This is a genomic window from Methylobacter sp. Wu1, assembly GCF_036553575.1.
Lineage (GTDB): Bacteria > Pseudomonadota > Gammaproteobacteria > Methylococcales > Methylomonadaceae > Methylobacter.
The window spans coordinates 67,816-83,005 of record NZ_JAZHOC010000042.1 but is presented as its reverse complement, the minus strand read 5'-3'; the positions used below and the strand labels follow the sequence as shown (position 1 = coordinate 83,005).

Annotated in this window: 17 protein-coding genes and 2 riboswitches; of the genes, 5 read left to right on the top strand and 12 right to left on the bottom strand. The window is 49.6% G+C overall.

Going from position 1 to position 15,190, the window contains the following annotated elements; translation table 11 throughout:
* Window positions 1-41 precede the first annotated feature (41 nt).
* On the top strand, window positions 42-518 hold the full coding sequence (gene moaC / locus V2P20_RS06465; RefSeq protein WP_331817268.1) for a cyclic pyranopterin monophosphate synthase MoaC: 477 nt from the start codon (window positions 42-44) through the stop codon (window positions 516-518).
* A gap of 284 nt (window positions 519-802) precedes the next feature.
* Here moaC and V2P20_RS06460 read toward each other — a convergent pair whose 3' ends face one another.
* Window positions 803-1,633 (bottom strand): hypothetical protein, encoded by an 831-nt coding sequence (locus V2P20_RS06460; RefSeq protein WP_331817266.1) that lies wholly within the window; start codon window positions 1,631-1,633, stop codon window positions 803-805.
* 90 nt (window positions 1,634-1,723) lie between these two features.
* Window positions 1,724-3,589: a phosphomethylpyrimidine synthase ThiC gene (gene thiC, locus V2P20_RS06455; RefSeq protein ID WP_331817264.1), complete on the bottom strand. Its 1,866-nt coding sequence runs from the start codon at window positions 3,587-3,589 to the stop codon at window positions 1,724-1,726.
* 30 nt (window positions 3,590-3,619) lie between these two features.
* A riboswitch (TPP riboswitch) is annotated at window positions 3,620-3,721 on the bottom strand.
* Window positions 3,722-4,172: 451 nt separating this feature from the next.
* Here thiC and minC point away from each other — a divergent pair.
* Genes minC through V2P20_RS06435 form a run of 4 tightly spaced genes read left to right on the top strand, consistent with a single transcriptional unit; the run spans window position 4,173 to window position 6,254 of the window.
* The gene (minC, locus tag V2P20_RS06450; protein WP_331817262.1) at window positions 4,173-4,910 is read left to right on the top strand and encodes a septum site-determining protein MinC; all 738 of its coding nucleotides are present in this window, start codon (window positions 4,173-4,175) and stop codon (window positions 4,908-4,910) included.
* A 29-nt stretch (window positions 4,911-4,939) separates the two neighbouring features.
* Entirely contained in the window at window positions 4,940-5,749 is an 810-nt protein-coding gene (minD, locus tag V2P20_RS06445; RefSeq protein ID WP_331817260.1) for a septum site-determining protein MinD, read from the top strand.
* The gene (minE, locus tag V2P20_RS06440) at window positions 5,749-6,021 is read left to right on the top strand and encodes a cell division topological specificity factor MinE (RefSeq protein ID WP_331817258.1); all 273 of its coding nucleotides are present in this window, start codon (window positions 5,749-5,751) and stop codon (window positions 6,019-6,021) included. The genes minD and minE overlap by 1 nt, the downstream gene beginning before the upstream one ends.
* Window positions 6,022-6,056: 35 nt before the next feature.
* Window positions 6,057-6,254 carry a winged helix-turn-helix domain-containing protein gene (locus tag V2P20_RS06435; RefSeq protein ID WP_331817256.1) on the top strand — a complete coding sequence of 66 codons (198 nt, stop codon included), beginning with the start codon at window positions 6,057-6,059 and terminating at the stop codon, window positions 6,252-6,254.
* A 54-nt stretch (window positions 6,255-6,308) separates the two neighbouring features.
* Here V2P20_RS06435 and mgtE read toward each other — a convergent pair whose 3' ends face one another.
* The 10 genes from mgtE to V2P20_RS06385 all read right to left on the bottom strand — a co-directional run bounded on the left by mgtE (window position 6,309) and on the right by V2P20_RS06385 (window position 14,771).
* Window positions 6,309-7,667: a magnesium transporter gene (mgtE, locus tag V2P20_RS06430; protein WP_331817254.1), complete on the bottom strand. Its 1,359-nt coding sequence runs from the start codon at window positions 7,665-7,667 to the stop codon at window positions 6,309-6,311.
* Window positions 7,668-7,740: 73 nt separating this feature from the next.
* Window positions 7,741-8,598, bottom strand: a complete 858-nt coding sequence (gene rapZ / locus V2P20_RS06425; RefSeq protein WP_331817252.1) for an RNase adapter RapZ — start codon at window positions 8,596-8,598, stop codon at window positions 7,741-7,743.
* A 51-nt stretch (window positions 8,599-8,649) separates the two neighbouring features.
* Window positions 8,650-8,940, bottom strand: coding sequence for a ribosome-associated translation inhibitor RaiA (gene raiA, locus V2P20_RS06420; protein ID WP_331817250.1), 291 nt, complete (start codon window positions 8,938-8,940; stop codon window positions 8,650-8,652).
* 52 nt (window positions 8,941-8,992) lie between these two features.
* Window positions 8,993-10,441, bottom strand: a complete 1,449-nt coding sequence (locus tag V2P20_RS06415) for an RNA polymerase factor sigma-54 (protein ID WP_331817248.1) — start codon at window positions 10,439-10,441, stop codon at window positions 8,993-8,995.
* A 30-nt stretch (window positions 10,442-10,471) separates the two neighbouring features.
* The gene (gene lptB, locus V2P20_RS06410) at window positions 10,472-11,197 is read right to left on the bottom strand and encodes an LPS export ABC transporter ATP-binding protein (RefSeq protein WP_194969682.1); all 726 of its coding nucleotides are present in this window, start codon (window positions 11,195-11,197) and stop codon (window positions 10,472-10,474) included.
* A gap of 2 nt (window positions 11,198-11,199) precedes the next feature.
* Window positions 11,200-11,646 (bottom strand): lipopolysaccharide transport periplasmic protein LptA, encoded by a 447-nt coding sequence (lptA, locus tag V2P20_RS06405; RefSeq protein ID WP_331817245.1) that lies wholly within the window; start codon window positions 11,644-11,646, stop codon window positions 11,200-11,202.
* Window positions 11,647-11,704: 58 nt separating this feature from the next.
* The gene (lptC, locus tag V2P20_RS06400) at window positions 11,705-12,271 is read right to left on the bottom strand and encodes an LPS export ABC transporter periplasmic protein LptC (protein ID WP_331817243.1); all 567 of its coding nucleotides are present in this window, start codon (window positions 12,269-12,271) and stop codon (window positions 11,705-11,707) included.
* A complete protein-coding gene (gene kdsC, locus V2P20_RS06395; protein WP_348532244.1) occupies window positions 12,268-12,810 on the bottom strand; it encodes a 3-deoxy-manno-octulosonate-8-phosphatase KdsC in 543 nt (180 codons plus the stop codon). The genes lptC and kdsC overlap by 4 nt, the downstream gene beginning before the upstream one ends.
* Window positions 12,810-13,787, bottom strand: coding sequence for a KpsF/GutQ family sugar-phosphate isomerase (locus V2P20_RS06390; RefSeq protein ID WP_331817241.1), 978 nt, complete (start codon window positions 13,785-13,787; stop codon window positions 12,810-12,812). The genes kdsC and V2P20_RS06390 overlap by 1 nt, the downstream gene beginning before the upstream one ends.
* Before the next feature lie 15 nt (window positions 13,788-13,802).
* Window positions 13,803-14,771 carry a calcium/sodium antiporter gene (locus V2P20_RS06385; protein ID WP_331817239.1) on the bottom strand — a complete coding sequence of 323 codons (969 nt, stop codon included), beginning with the start codon at window positions 14,769-14,771 and terminating at the stop codon, window positions 13,803-13,805.
* 231 nt (window positions 14,772-15,002) lie between these two features.
* A riboswitch (cobalamin riboswitch) is annotated at window positions 15,003-15,135 on the top strand.
* Window positions 15,136-15,190: the final 55 nt, after the last annotated feature.

Sequence of the window (15,190 nt, the reverse complement as noted above, 5' to 3'; positions counted from 1 at the left end):
GCCAGGCCCCTTCATTCCTTTAACGATAATTCTACCGATTTGTGACTCAACTAACCCATTTTAATCAAGCCGGCGAAGCCCATATGGTCGATGTCGGCGATAAAGCGATCACTCAGCGCACGGCCGTCACCGAAGGCTATATTGAAATGCAGCCGGAAACGCTCAAGCTGATCATCGACGGCGGGCATAAAAAAGGCGATGTATTGGCTATCGCCAGAATTGCCGGCATCATGGCCAGTAAGAAAACGGCCGATCTGATTCCGCTCTGCCATCCTCTGCCCATCACGCATGTCGACATCAGCCTGACTGCGGAAACCGATAAAAACCGTGTACGCTGCCAGACCACGGTAAAAACCAATGGCCAGACCGGCGTAGAGATGGAAGCGCTTACCGCCACGCAGATCGCTTTGCTGACTATCTACGACATGTGCAAGGCTGTGGACCGGGGCATGGTCATTCAATCCGTCCAGCTGTTGGAAAAAAACGGCGGCAAATCGGGACACTGGCAACGCCAATAAACCCTCTGCCATAAATTGTTTCCCGGATGCATTCTCTGCCGCGGCCGGTCTTATTTTCCAGCTTGGCCCCAAGGTTTATGAGATAGCCAAGCCTCCATAAAAATCTCGCTGATGGCCCTGCCGGCGGTCATGATAGGTTTTCTGATTTTTTACAGCCCTCTCATCCTTAGCGGGGCTTGAAGGGAATTCGGTTCGCCGCACAGCAGACTACTGGCTATTGATCATGCTCATGGGCATGGGGCGGACCGCCTAGGAACTCACATGAATAGCTATAGAAAACTTGGCTATGACTTGTTTTTTCTTAACCCGGCTAATGCCTTAAACAGTTTCCCGGCTTTGCCGTTGTCAGGCTTTTGCTGAGCAAATAATTCATCACGGCGGACCAGATTCAGCCATTTTTCATATTCTCTTTGTGTTTCTTCCAGTTTGCTGCGAATTATTTTTTTATGTTCGCTGGTAATCTCAAGCCGAATGAAATCGCTGTCTATCCTGAGCATGAACCGGGCAACTTCATCCAACAGATCGTTATCGACTTCTTCAGGCGCAAAGCTTTTTTTATAGACGCCAAAATTCTCGTGATTATTGATGAGTATTTTTATATTTGAGGCGGCATAATCCACTTCAAACTTAAATCTTACCGGAACTTTCCGCGTCACCGTAAAACTGGCATTTTGTACCATGCCGACGCCCTGGAAGTACTTCCATTCAAAAGGCACTTTATGCGCGCTTAAAAAGGCAATCTCCTGCTCAATCAGACTTCTTCCTTGCAGATGATAGGTAAATGTACCTTCGTTCTGGCAGAAGAAATTGACATTGACCTGCATAAGTTTATCGGGATCGGCATATCCCATAATGCCGTCGGTGTTTATTCTGTATCCGGTCTGGATCAGCCGGCCGAACTGGGGATATCTGGAACTGTAGTCATCAATGAAAACGGCCTGTTCAAGATAAGTTAAATGCTCCACCATTTCTTTCATGAACACAAAAATGCTTTGCATCTTGGGCAGGATCGATTTTTTATAGCGCGCAGCCAATTCTTGCTCAATAGTTTGTTGATCCAGCGCATCATCTTGCTTTCGATTTACCTGATCCCTTAATTGCTCAAGAACCCCCATAGTCACTCCTTTAGCTTTTATTACAGATTACTGCAATAAGTGTAGCGCAGATTTCATAATAAATATGGGATCTGCGCTACTTTAGCGCCTCTAAATTTTATGATAGATGGCTGCGCCTTCCTCAACAAACTGCTTGGATTTCTCATCCATGCCTTTTTCCAGGGCTTCTTCTTCGGCGATACCTTTTTCAGCCGCGTAATCGCGTACATCCTGGCTGATTTTCATTGAGCAGAAATGCGGGCCGCACATTGAGCAGAAATGCGCGATTTTGGCCGATTCCTTAGGCAGGGTTTCGTCATGGAACTCGCGCGCCCGTTCCGGATCCAGGCCGATGTTGAACTGGTCTTCCCAGCGGAATTCAAAGCGCGCCTTGGACATGGCATTGTCGCGCGCCTGCGCGCCGGGATGGCCTTTGGCAAGATCGGCGGCATGCGCGGCAATTTTGTAAGTCACGATACCTTCTCGCACGTCTTGCTTGTTAGGCAGGCCCAGATGCTCTTTCTGGGTCACATAGCAGAGCATCGCACAGCCGTACCAGCCGATATTGGCGGCGCCGATCGCCGAAGTGATATGGTCGTAACCGGGCGCGATATCCGTCGTCAAAGGCCCCAAAGTATAAAAAGGCGCTTCGCCGCATTCTTCGAGCTGCTTGTCCATGTTGACCTTAATCATATGCAGAGGCACATGTCCGGGACCTTCGATCATGGTTTGCACGTCATGTTCCCAGGCGATTTTCGTCAGCTCGCCCAGGGTTTCCAGCTCGCCGAACTGCGCGGCATCGTTGGCGTCGTAAATTGAACCCGGACGCAACCCGTCCCCTAATGAGAAAGACACGTCATAGGCTTTCATGATTTCGCAGATCTCTTCGAAATGCGTGTACAGGAAGCTTTCTGTGTGATGTGCCAGACACCATTTCGCCATAATGGAGCCGCCACGCGACACGATGCCGGTCATTCTTTTGGCCGTCAACGGCACATGATGCAAGCGCACGCCGGCATGAATCGTGAAGTAGTCGACGCCCTGCTCGGCTTGTTCGATCAACGTGTCGCGGAAGATCTCCCAGGTCAGTTCCTCGGCCTTGCCGTTGACTTTTTCCAGTGCTTGATAGATAGGCACAGTGCCGATAGGTACAGGCGAGTTGCGCAAAATCCATTCGCGCGTTTCATGAATGTTCTTGCCGGTCGACAAATCCATGATCGTGTCGCCGCCCCAGCGGATGCCCCAAAGCATTTTTTCGACTTCTTCCTCAATGGACGATGTAACTGCCGAATTGCCGAGATTGCCGTTGATTTTCACGAGGAAGTTGCGGCCGATAATCATCGGCTCCAGTTCGGGGTGATTGATATTGGCCGGAATAATGGCCCGGCCGCGCGCGACTTCGGAGCGCACAAACTCGGGAGTAATGACCGATGGAATCGACGCGCCGAAAGAATCGCCCGGATGCTGGTCTTTCCATAACTCGCGCATTTCTTCCATTTTCTGGTTTTCGCGGATCGCAATGAATTCCATTTCCGGCGTAATAATGCCCTGTCTGGCATAATGCATTTGCGTGACATTGGCTCCGGCCTTGGCGCGGCGCGGCTTGCGGATATGCTCAAAGCGCAGATCGGCGGTCGCCGGATCTTCCAGGCGCTGACGACCGAATTCCGAGCTTGGGCCAGACAGCTCTTCGGTATCGTTACGCTCGGCAATCCAGGCCGCGCGGATGGCGCTCAGGCCTTTTTTTAAATCGACTTCAACCGCCGGATCGGTGTAAACGCCTGAGGTATCATAGACATACAGCGGCGGGTTTTTTTCCGCGCCAAACTGGGCCGGCGTATCGGACAGGGTAATCTTGCGCATCGGAACGCGTATGTCAGGCCGGCTGCCTTGAACATAGATTTTTTCCGATGCCGGATAGGAATCAATTTTGACACTGCTGGTAGCAGACGTAAGATCTTTAAGGACAGCGCTCATGCTTATCTCCGAAATTCAATAAAACAAGACGCAGGGAAGTGTGGGCTTTCCTACGCCGGTATTAACCGGGGTCAGGTTCAAAGGGTTTCTCTCAGCCTCAAGACGTATCTCGAAGCACCCCTAGCCTTTACGGATAAGGGCGCTAAGTTAAAGGAAAATGGCCTGTTTTGCAAGCCAGCGCCGCATTGTAGCATTTATAAAAACCTTATAAATCAAAAGCTTTTATTTAAAGACCAACTTAAAATTATCCTTTCAATTCAAATTAAAGCACTACTACGCTTAGGCATTGAGATAAAATGCTATGATGTGCCACCTTGAAGGAGGCGCGGACTGAACCTGATATCGGCCGGAATCGAGCCGGCGGCCCATCGTTATCTGCCAATTACAGTTGCCATTATTTCGGCTATATTGCTTAAACATAGGCGCAAACAGTATCGCCAATTGGATGGATAGAAAAACTTATTGCCTCTGTCCGCTCGGAAATGTCCCGCTGTTTCCTGTACAAAATTGTCGCGTTAGAAAAATGATTTTTTCCAACAGCAGTGTTAGAATCTCCCAACTAGTGACTAACCAGATTTAACGGATGTCGACAGACCCTCAACAAACGCCTCATCTCCCGCCCGCCCTGGAATTTAAGAGCAGTACATTTTCTGTACCTGTCTTGGTTTTATTCGATAACGATACGGCAGTGATCGAACAGCAACTCCAGGAAAAAGTTCGCCTGGCGCCTGAGTTTTTCAAAAACTCACCGCTGGTGTTTGACCTGCAGGAACTGAATAGGCAGGAGCGCGAGATTGATATTGACGTACTGACGAAAATCATTCGCAAACTTAATTTACTGCCGATTGGCATACGCGGCGGCAACCCGCAGCAGAACCAGCAGGCCATAGCGCAGGGCATTCCGGTCCATTCAATTCATAGCAGCAGCGCTTCCGCGCCTGTAGAAACTGTGAAACAGAAAAAAACCGCTCCGGAACCGGCTCCAAAATCAGAGCCTGTAATGAGTACGCTTATTACGCATCCCATCCGTTCCGGCCAGCGCCTCTATGCCGAGGGAGACTTGATCATTCTGGCTCAGGTCAGTGCGGGCGCCGAAATCATGGCCGAAGGCAATATTCATGTTTACGGAACATTAAGAGGCCGAGCGCTGGCCGGCGTGCAGGGCAATCCGGAAGCGCGCATTTTCTGTTCCGATCTGCAGGCTGATCTTATATCGATTGCCGGCACCTACAAAATCAGTGAAGATCTGAACGAATCCGTCAGCAACAAGCCCGTCCAGATCTATTTGCAAAACGAAAATTTGATCATTAAAGAACTTTAATCAATACCGCTAACTTGGAGGAACAACCCTTGGCAAGAATCATCGTCGTAACATCCGGAAAAGGGGGTGTTGGCAAAACAACAACGAGTGCGGCCATCTCCATGGGGCTTGCAAAAAGAGGCTACAAAACGGCCGTCATTGATTTCGACGTAGGCTTACGCAATCTGGATTTGATCATGGGCTGTGAACGCCGTGTCGTTTATGATTTTATCAATGTCATGAATGGCGAAGCCAACCTGAACCAGGCGTTGATTCGCGATAAACACTGCGACCAGCTTTACATTCTGCCCGCCTCCCAGACGCGCGACAAAGATGCTTTAAGCATCGAAGGCGTAGGCAAGGTATTGGAAGAATTGTCCAAAGATTTTCAGTATATTATCTGCGATTCTCCGGCCGGCATCGAGAAAGGCGCCCACCTGGCCATGTACTTCGCCGACGATGCCTTCATCGTGACCAACCCGGAGGTTTCCTCGGTTAGAGACTCAGATCGCATGCTAGGGCTTTTGGCGAGCAAATCGCGCCGGGCCGAGCGAAACGAGGAGCCGATTAAAGAATACCTGCTGTTGTCCCGCTACTCGCCGGATCGCGTAAAACTAGGGGAAATGCTCAGCGTAAAAGACGTGCAGGAAATTTTATCCCTGCATTTACTGGGCGTAATTCCGGAGTCGAAATCGGTATTGAATGCATCAAACTCAGGCGTTCCTGTTATTCTGGATGAAAAAAGCGATGCCGGCCAGGCCTATGCCGATATCGTTGCCCGCTATTTAGGCGAGGAGAAACCCCATCGTTTTATTGATGAGAAAAAAGGTCTTTTCGGGAAGCTTTTCGGGGGTAAATAATGAGTTTACTCGACTATTTTAGGATCACTAAAGCCAGCTCGGCATCGGTGGCGAAAGAAAGGCTGCAAATTCTGGTGGCTCATGAGCGATCCTCCAGAAACCAGCCCTCTTACCTTCCTCAGTTGCAGAAAGAGCTGCTGGAAGTTGTAAGAAAATACATTAACGTGGGGCAGGATGCCATTTCAGTTAATTTTGAACAGGATGACGATCAGGAAATACTCGAATTAAATATCGTATTGCCTGATCATCACCACACTAATAAGAAGTCTTAATTTTTTAACCAACCCTACACATCAAGGTGATCAATATGTCTTATACAATCGGCGAGGCTGCGGGTAAAATCTGGCGTTATCTGGATGAGAATGGTCCCGCCAGCGTAACTAAAGTGACTTCTGAAACAGGGATCAGCAAAAATGATATTCAACGCGCAATTGGCTGGCTGGCTAAAGAAGACAAGCTATCCATTGAAATGAAAGGCCGCGCTGAAACCCTATCATTGAAATAAAGCATAGATCAAGGGCTAAAGTTAAAAACCCAGTACTTTAGCCTTGCAGTTGCCCTACACCAGAAACAGGGTTGCCAGACCCAGAAAAGCCATAAAGCCGATCACATCGGTAACCGTAGTCAATAGCACACCACCTGCCAAGGCAGGATCTACGCCTATCTTTTGCAGTGCCAGCGGAATGCTCGCACCGGCCAATGCGGCGCAAACCAGATTGATAAGCATGGCGCTGCCCAGCAATAATCCGATACTGCTGCTTTGAAACCAAATCCCTGCAATGCAGGCAACGATAACTGCCCATAAGGCGCCGTTCACAGCACCGACAGCGATTTCCTTTCGAAACAGCCTTATGGCATTGATGCTGCTGATCTGCCGCAGCGCCAGCCCGCGTATCACCAGGGTCAGCGTCTGACTTCCGGCAACACCGCCCATACTGGCGACAATAGGCATCAATACCGCCAACGCGACAATCCGGTCTAAAGTCGCCTCAAACAAACCGATAACCCAGGATGCCAGAAAAGCCGTCAGCAGGTTAATACCCAACCAGATTGCGCGCCGCTTGGCGCTCGTCATCACAGGAGAAAATATGTCCTGTTCTTCATCCAGGCCCGCCATGCTCATCAGTGAATGATCCGCTTCCTCGCGAATAACATCGACGATGTCGTCGACCGTGATTCTTCCCAGCACCTTACCGTCTTCCGCGACAACAGGCGCGGAAATCATATCGCGCTGCTCAAATAATAAAGCGACTTCCCCGGCCGGCATCTGATAAGGGATGCCGCTCATACTGAAATCCATCACTTCCGACACCATGGCATGAGGATTTTTGGTCAGCAATACGGCTAAAGGCAAAACGCCCTGAAAATGATCGTTTCGGTCAACAACGACCAGGTTGTCCGTCGCCCTGGGCATGGACCCGCGCTTTCTTAAATAGCGCAGCACAACATCCAGCGACACGTCGGCGCGCACGGTCAATACATCAAGGCTCATTAAACCGCCCGCGGTATTATCATCGTACGATAAAGCCGATTCCAGGCGGCGCCTTTCCTGTATGCCGATCGATTCCGTCACTTTGGAAAGCAGCGGCTCGGGAAGCGTATGCAGCAGATCGATCAGATCATCCGACTCCAGACTTTCCACTGCGGTAGTCAGGTCTTGCCAGTCAGTAATTTCTATGAGTCCGTTCGCCACCTCGACATGCAGATCGACCAGAATCTCTCCAACCGTATTCAGCGGAATCAGTTTCCAGATTACTTTCCGATCTTCAGGCTCCAGCGATTCGATTAAAAGCGCTATTTCCGCGGGGTATAATTCTTGAATAAACTGCCTGACTTCATTCTCTGAGCCTGAACACAGCAGTTCCGTCATGCGTTTGAGGAGAAGCTCGTTATTGTCCTGTTTTGCAGTAGCTGACATAGAAGAAATATCCGTAAAAACCGGCACAACAGACCCATGCTGTGCCAGTTCCAGTTGATCAATGCAGAAAAAACTAATGCAATTCTCTATGGCGAACGATTACGTTCAGAGAACAATTCTTAAAATGCTGGGCCAATGAATCAACCAGATAAACCGATCGGTGCTGCCCGCCTGTGCATCCGATTGCAACGGTTAAGTAACTCCGGCCTTCTGCTTCAAACCGAGGTATCCAGCGTTGAAGAAAATCGGTAATATCTTGAAAAAATTCAGCGACTAAGGACTCGCCTTTAAGAAAATCCGCTACCGGCTTATCCTTTCCGGTCAAACCGCGTAATTCCGGGATCCAGTGAGGGTTTGGCAGAGAACGGGCATCAAATACAAAATCGGCATCCAGCGGCACGCCATGCTTAAAACCAAACGACTGAAACTGTAAGGCAATATGCTGGGCATTCCTTTCGCCGATCTGCTCCTTGATCAGCTCCCGCAACTGATGGTAATGCGTTCGACTGGTATCGATGACGACATTGGCATGCCGGGCAATCGGGGTCAGCATTTCCCTTTCGATTTTCAGCGCTTCTTTTAACGGTATATTAAAGTCCGTCAGCGGATGGCGCCGCCGGGTTTCACTGTAACGCTTCAATAATGTCGATTCTTCAGCCTGCATGAATATGATTTCGCAATCTATCCCTTTGCTGCGAATCAGGTTCAGGCAATCCGAGAAATTGAGCAGGCTTTCGCTCTGGTTCCTGGCATCAATGCCGATCGCGGTTTTTTTATAAGTTTTTTTATCGGCCAGCATGACGTGGTTGATAAAGTCTTCCAGCAATGTGACCGGAAGATTATCAATACAGAAATAACCACAATCCTCTAGCGTTTCTAGCGCGATACTTTTACCGGAACCGGAGAGGCCGCTGACGATTAACAGTTTCATAGTAAATTAGCCGCAAGGTTAAAAGCTTATTTTAACCTTGCGGCTTACACCTTATCTATGGCTTCCGATTTTTTCTTTATGCTTGATAATCTGGCGGTCCAGTTTATCAACCATATTATCGATGGCTGAATACATGTCTTCCTGCTCATCTTCAGCAAACAACTTTGCACCGCTCAGCTGCAAGGTAGCTTCGGCTTTCTGGACTAATTTTTCAACACTCAAAATAACATGGACATCAGTCACATGGTCAAAATGACGCGCCAGCGTTTCAAATTTGTTTTCTACATGCGCTTTCAGCGCATCGGTTACTTCAAGATGATGACCTGTGATATTAACTTGCATGGAATAAACTCCTAAGGGTGAAAAGATTGTTTTTTATTGTTATCAGCCCGCGCTATAAAATGCGCTTTCTCTGACTGGATGGCGAAATCAACATCGCTTCACGATACTTCGCAACTGTCCTTCTCGCGACATTGATGCCTTTTTCTTTTAATAAGTCCGCTATTTTACTATCGCTTAACGGTCTTGCCGGATTTTCACTTCCGATTAATTCTTTAATAAATGCCCTAATAGCCGTAGCCGAACATTCTCCGCCGCTTTCCGTCGACACATGACTGGAAAAGAAGTATTTGAATTCGACGATGCCGTTCGGCGTATGCATGTATTTCTGCGTCGTCACGCGGGATATGGTTGACTCGTGCAATTCCAGCTCCTCGGCAATATCTCTGAGCACCATGGGCTTCATCGCTATAGGGCCATGCTCAAGAAACGCCGGCTGCTTTTCTACGATACAGCGCGCCACGCGCAGCAAAGTATCATTACGGCTGTGCAGGCTCTTGATAAACCATCTGGCCTCCTGCAAGTGATCCTTCATGGCCGCATTGTCTTTGCTGTTGTCGGATCTTTTGATCAGCGACGAATAAAAAGGATTTATGCGCAGCTTGGGCGCAATGTCCGGATTAAGATGCACTTGCCATGTACCGTTCTGTTTGGTCACATAGACGTCAGGGATCACATATTCGGACTCGGCCTCCTGTACGCGTGCGCCGGGCTTGGGATCCAGAGTCCTGATCAACGCAATGATCGCCTCCAGCTGGCGCTCTGTGACGCCTAATCGGCGCATCAGCTTTGACTGGTCGTGCGAAGCCAACAAATCCAGATGCCGCGAAACGAGAACCAGCGCCTCTTCCTTGAAAGGCGTCGAGTCCGGCAACTGTTGCAGCTGTATTCTCAGGCAATCGCTTAAATCAACTGCCGCGACGCCTGCCGGATCAAAATTCTGCACGCGGTGCAATACCGCTTTAACTTCGTCAAAATCAAGATCTTCCAACTGCACTTGCAGGCCCTGAAAGATGTCATCCAGGCCGGTTCTCAGATAGCCGTCCTCATCCACCGCATCGATAATAGCCATGGCGATGGCGTGATCGCGCTCGGAGAAACGGGTCAACTCCAATTGCCATAATAAATGATCCAATAGTGTCGAAGACTTGCTGCGCTGCGGTTCAAATTCAGCGGAATCATCGGAAGAACCGGCTCCCGCAGCCATCACGCTGTCATAAACGTCCTCCCAGGAATATTCCAGCGGCAATTCCTCCGGAATATCGGTTTGCGAGCCTTCGCTGGTCTGCAGATCCGAATTGTCAATTTTCTTTTCGGATGCCGGCTCAGCCTCCGGCGACACGCTTTCTTCTTCATTGATCTCCAGCATTATATTGGATTCCAGCGCCTGTTGTATTTCCTGCTGCAGATCCAGAGTCGACAATTGCAGCAATCTGATCGCCTGCTGCAATTGCGGCGTCATAGTCAGTTGCTGGCCCAGCCGAAGATGTAAGGATTGTTTCATCGGAATAAGATCTTTTCTAACTATTTTAACTTAAAGACTAAAGTTATCGCCTAAATAAACTTTTCGTACTTCCTGATTGGCAACGATGGCTGCTGCTCCGCCTTCTGCGATCACCCTGCCATCGGCAAGTATATACGCTCGATCACAAATACTTAATGTTTCTCTGACATTATGTTCGGTAATCAATACGCCGATGCCCCGATATTTTAAATGCTCAATGATCTTTCTGATATCCTCTACCGAAATCGGATCAACGCCGGCGAAAGGTTCATCAAGCAATATAAATTGCGGATTGGTAGCCAATGCTCTGGCAATTTCAACGCGCCGGCGCTCTCCGCCGGACAGCCCCACGGCAATCTGGTCGCGCAGATGCAGGATATGAAACTCCTGCAGCAACTCTTCTATTACCAGTTCAGCCTGCCCCTTGGTTAAATCGGAACGAATCTGCAGTACGGCGCGCAAATTATCCGCCACGCTCAGCTTGCGGAACACCGAAGGCTCCTGCGGCAAATAACCGATGCCCAATTGCGCCCTTAAATGCATAGGATGATGGGTCAAATCGTGCGAGTCCAGCATAATCTGGCCTTCATCGGCCTTAATCAAGCCTACCATCATATAAAAACTGGTCGTTTTACCGGCCCCGTTAGGTCCCAGCAAGCCGACGACTTCACCGGTATTGACATGCAATGACACACCGTTGACTACATTGCGCTTGTTGTAATTTTTAATCAGCTGTTTTGCTGCTAATTTAGCCATTGTTACTTAGCTTCTTTGGGTTTCGGTTTCAGTATGACGCGCACGCGCTTTGAGTCGGAAGACTTTTCGCCGGCTCTGACGACCGAATTTTTACTGTCGTATTCGATTAATTTACTGGAATAAGTGGCATTGCCCTGCCAGACTGTCGCATCATCGATCAGGATCAGCAGGTTCTTTTTAGGATAATACTCGCCGATCATGGCTTCACCGGTGATATCTTCCTCTCCCTCGTTGGGCTTTTGTCTGAATTTTGCCTTGTTGCCTGTAAACACCAGTTTTTCGGCATCGCCGTCGACAAAATAAACCACCAACTTATCGGAATTGACTTTAATACTGCCCTGAATGGAAACCACGTTGCCGGTATAAGTGCTTATGGCTTTACTGTCGTCATAAGTCGCCGTGTTGGAATCTATCGTGATCGGCTGTTCGGAATCACTTTCCAGCGCCATGGAGGCAGAGCCATATAAACCTAAGAATAAGGCAAAGCAGCAAAAAATTGCCGATTTTTTATTTCGTTTCATATTTTCCTCGCACATTAGCGAGCAATTTAATATTAATCGGGTTGGAAAAAACAAGTTTCATGCCGGTACCCGTAGTCACATTGGGAGGACTGATCAGTTCCGCCCATTCATCTGTTTCCGCATAACTGGTTTCCGGCTTAACTCTGACATTGGAGGTGTTGATGATAAGCTGGTTGACGCCCTCGCCCTTGGCTCTCTCAACGTGGACCTTTCCCGTCAGCAGCAAATCCTTGCCATCGGCGGATAAAACGCCGGTTTCAGATTGAACGACCCAAGGCGGCGTTTTCTCCTTGTGGAAAGACATCACGGGCTTTTCCAGATGCGTTGTGCCGTCATCGCTGTAGTGCGTCATTTTATCGGCAAGCAATTTATTTTTTAACTTGCCTGCTTCATTCATTTCCCACTTTGTATAGCCCGTACTGAAATAATCGGGGCTGTGAGGCGGAACCGGAGCCCGCAACTCATCCAGTCCGGTCAATTTAACCAGCCACCAGCTCATTACCGCGATAATGAGGGTGTACAGGTAAATATATTTGCCGCTCAGATTGATCATTTCAGATAAGCATTCACAACGTCTTCAAAGCGTCCCTGAGCCTGCATGATCAGGTCGCAGACTTCCCTGACCGCGCCGTGTCCGCCAGGCAAAGTCGTGCACCAGTCGGCATGCTGTTTGACAACAAAATTCGCATCGTCAACCGCAATGGCAAGACCGGCCCGGATCATGATCGGCAGATCCAGCAAGTCATCGCCGACATGGGCCGCCTGGTCCGGCGTAATCTGCAACTTATCGATGATTTCATCAAACGCGGCAATCTTGTTTTCATGACCTTGATAGACATATTCGATGCCCAGATTTTTCATGCGCAACGCTACCGAGTTCGATTTGCGCCCCGAAATAACGGCGACTTCCACGCCGGTCTGCCGCAACAGCTTGATGCCGTGTCCGTCGCGCGCATGAAAGGCCTTGTATTCATTGCCTTCATTGTCGAAAAAAAGCTTGCCGTCCGTTAAAACGCCATCCACATCCAGGATCAGGAGTTTCAGCTTTTTGGCCTTTTCGAGCACGGCCTGCATTTGTCCTGCTTCTGTCATTACACTATTCCCGCATGAATCAAGTCATGCATGTTCAAAGCCCCTATCGCGCATCGATGCCCGTCGACGACAATCAATGCGTTGATTTTTTTCTGTTCCATGATGCGCATGGCTTCGGCGGCGAGCATATCGGCCGTAATCACGGTGCAATGCGGCGTCATGACTTCGGTAATGGCGGTACGGTGAATGTCCAGATTCCGCCCCAGCATGCGCCGCAAGTCGCCGTCGGTAAAAATCCCCACCACCCGGTTATCGGCATCGACGACCGCAGTCATGCCCAGTTTTTTTTCGGTCATTTCCAGCAGCGCCTCGCTGATCAATGCCGTCTCCGGAACGGACGGCACTTTACTGCCGGCATGCATGATATCGCTCACCATCAATAATAGCCGCTTTCCCAAACTGCCGCCGGGATGCGACAAGGCAAAATCATCGCGCGTAAATCCGCGCGCTTCGAGCAATGAAACAGCCAAGGCATCGCCCATTACCAGCGCCGCGGTTGTACTGGAAGTCGGCGCCAGTCCCAATGGACAGGCTTCCTGCTCAACACCGACATGAATGTGGACCGTTGCAAATTTAGCCATCGTGGAAGCGGGGTTTCCGGTCATTGCGATTAAAGGCACGCCCAAACGCTTGATAATCGGCAGGATAGTCAAAACTTCGCCGGTTTCGCCGGAATTTGACAGCGCCAGCACCACGTCCTGGCGCGTAATCATGCCCAGATCGCCATGGCTGGCTTCGCCCGGATGCACAAAAAAAGCCGGCGTTCCCGTACTTGCCAGCGTCGCGGCAATCTTGCCGGCGATATGCCCTGACTTGCCCATACCCGTAACGACAACGCGGCCGGTACAATTGAACATCAACTTGCAGGCGGCAACAAAATCATCATTGATCTGCTCGGCCAATGCAGCAATCGCGCGATTTTCCACCTGGATGACAGCCAGCGCCAGTTCGCGGAGCTTTTGATCATGTATCTTCATGTTCTGCCGGCAATATCAAACGCCAACCGCGCTTTGATAAAGAACCCATCCATAGACAGTATAGACCGACACTAAGCCGAACCCTTCCATGCGACTGATATGCCCGGCTTTTGAAATGCCATAACCCAAAATAAACAATGCGCCGGTAAAAGCCAGCATGACCGGAAAATCGCGAGTCAGCACGCTCTCGGCAACCGGCCCCGGCGCCAGCACGCCCGGCACTGAATAAACAGCCAGCAGATTATAGATATTCGAACCGACGACGTTTCCGACCGCCAGATCATCCTCACCTTTCAAAACACTGCCGATTGATGCGGCCAATTCCGGCAGGCTCGTGCCTACAGCAACGATCGTCAGGCCAATCACTACATCGCTGACGCCAAAAAACTGAGCGATATTGACCGCTGACATCACCAATACGCGAGAGCTCAGCAATAACCCAACCAATCCAAACCCAAAGTAAAGCCACGCTTCTTTATTAGGCAAATTCTCGGACAGTTCGGCTTCCATCTCCTCGCCTAAAAGATCATGTTGTTTTTCATTAGATGCTGTACGGATCAACCACCCTGTAAAGGTGATCAAACCTACCAGCATCAAGGCGCCATCGAAAAAATCCCAGCCATCCAGGGACAGCAGGTAAGCGCCGATACTGAGAGCCATCAATACCGGCAATTCTCTTTTTAAAATGCCGGAATGAAACGCCAAAGGCGCCACCAGCGCCGTAGAACCCAGGATCAAACCGATATTGGCTATATTGGAACCCAATGCGTTGCCTATGGCCAGACCGGCATTTCCCTGCCATGAAGCAATGGTTGATACCAGGATTTCCGGCGCAGATGTGCCCACGCTGACTATCGTCAAACCGATGAGCAATGGAGAAATGCCGAGATTTCTGGCAATGGAGGCCGTTCCCGTAACGAATTTATCCGCTGAATAGACTAAAACAGCCAATCCTGCTAGCAGAGCAATAAAGTTGATGACCATGGAGTTCCAGCTCAAAAATTGCTTATTATGCCATGTTTATCTCATTCATGTACTATGCATGACAACCCCTTTGTCATGACTTCACGCATGTCGAAGCTGACCGGCGCAGCACCGTGACTCATGGCGAGAACAAATACATTACCCTTGAATTAATGCCACAGCAGATCAACTACCGGCGGAACAATCATCGCCTGTTGTTGAATCGATTGACTCGAAACATGCCGCCTCATATAATCAGTCCGGTTTTATGGTTCCCGCAAACAGCGGGTGAAACTGGAAGTCGGTTAAAAGCCGACGCTGCCCCCGCAACGGTAGGTGATTGCCATCACAAGCCCGGAGACAGGCCTGAAACTGTAACAGCAGTATTGCGGAGGGCGATCTGTCACACGTCAGCTTTTGGCTTGTCGTTCTACGCTGTT

Excerpts from the sequence above, each read along its gene's own strand:
- V2P20_RS06460 (WP_331817266.1), bottom strand. The coding sequence starts at position 1,633 with ATGGGGGTTCTTGAGCAATTAAGGGATCAGGTAAATCGAAAGCAAGAT.
- kdsC (WP_348532244.1), bottom strand. The coding sequence starts at position 12,810 with ATGACAGAAGCAGGACAAATGCAGGCCGTGCTCGAAAAGGCCAAAAAG.
- raiA (WP_331817250.1), bottom strand. The coding sequence starts at position 8,940 with ATGCAAGTTAATATCACAGGTCATCATCTTGAAGTAACCGATGCGCTG.
- V2P20_RS06415 (WP_331817248.1), bottom strand. The coding sequence starts at position 10,441 with ATGAAACAATCCTTACATCTTCGGCTGGGCCAGCAACTGACTATGACG.
- mgtE (WP_331817254.1), bottom strand. The coding sequence starts at position 7,667 with ATGTCAGCTACTGCAAAACAGGACAATAACGAGCTTCTCCTCAAACGC.
- lptA (WP_331817245.1), bottom strand. The coding sequence starts at position 11,646 with ATGGCGCTGGAAAGTGATTCCGAACAGCCGATCACGATAGATTCCAAC.
- V2P20_RS06390 (WP_331817241.1), bottom strand. The coding sequence starts at position 13,787 with ATGAAGATACATGATCAAAAGCTCCGCGAACTGGCGCTGGCTGTCATC.
- V2P20_RS06385 (WP_331817239.1), bottom strand. The coding sequence starts at position 14,771 with ATGGTCATCAACTTTATTGCTCTGCTAGCAGGATTGGCTGTTTTAGTC.
- thiC (WP_331817264.1), bottom strand. The coding sequence starts at position 3,589 with ATGAGCGCTGTCCTTAAAGATCTTACGTCTGCTACCAGCAGTGTCAAA.
- minE (WP_331817258.1), top strand. The coding sequence starts at position 5,749 with ATGAGTTTACTCGACTATTTTAGGATCACTAAAGCCAGCTCGGCATCG.
- V2P20_RS06435 (WP_331817256.1), top strand. The coding sequence starts at position 6,057 with ATGTCTTATACAATCGGCGAGGCTGCGGGTAAAATCTGGCGTTATCTG.
- rapZ (WP_331817252.1), bottom strand. The coding sequence starts at position 8,598 with ATGAAACTGTTAATCGTCAGCGGCCTCTCCGGTTCCGGTAAAAGTATC.
- lptC (WP_331817243.1), bottom strand. The coding sequence starts at position 12,271 with ATGATCAATCTGAGCGGCAAATATATTTACCTGTACACCCTCATTATC.
- minC (WP_331817262.1), top strand. The coding sequence starts at position 4,173 with ATGTCGACAGACCCTCAACAAACGCCTCATCTCCCGCCCGCCCTGGAA.
- lptB (WP_194969682.1), bottom strand. The coding sequence starts at position 11,197 with ATGGCTAAATTAGCAGCAAAACAGCTGATTAAAAATTACAACAAGCGC.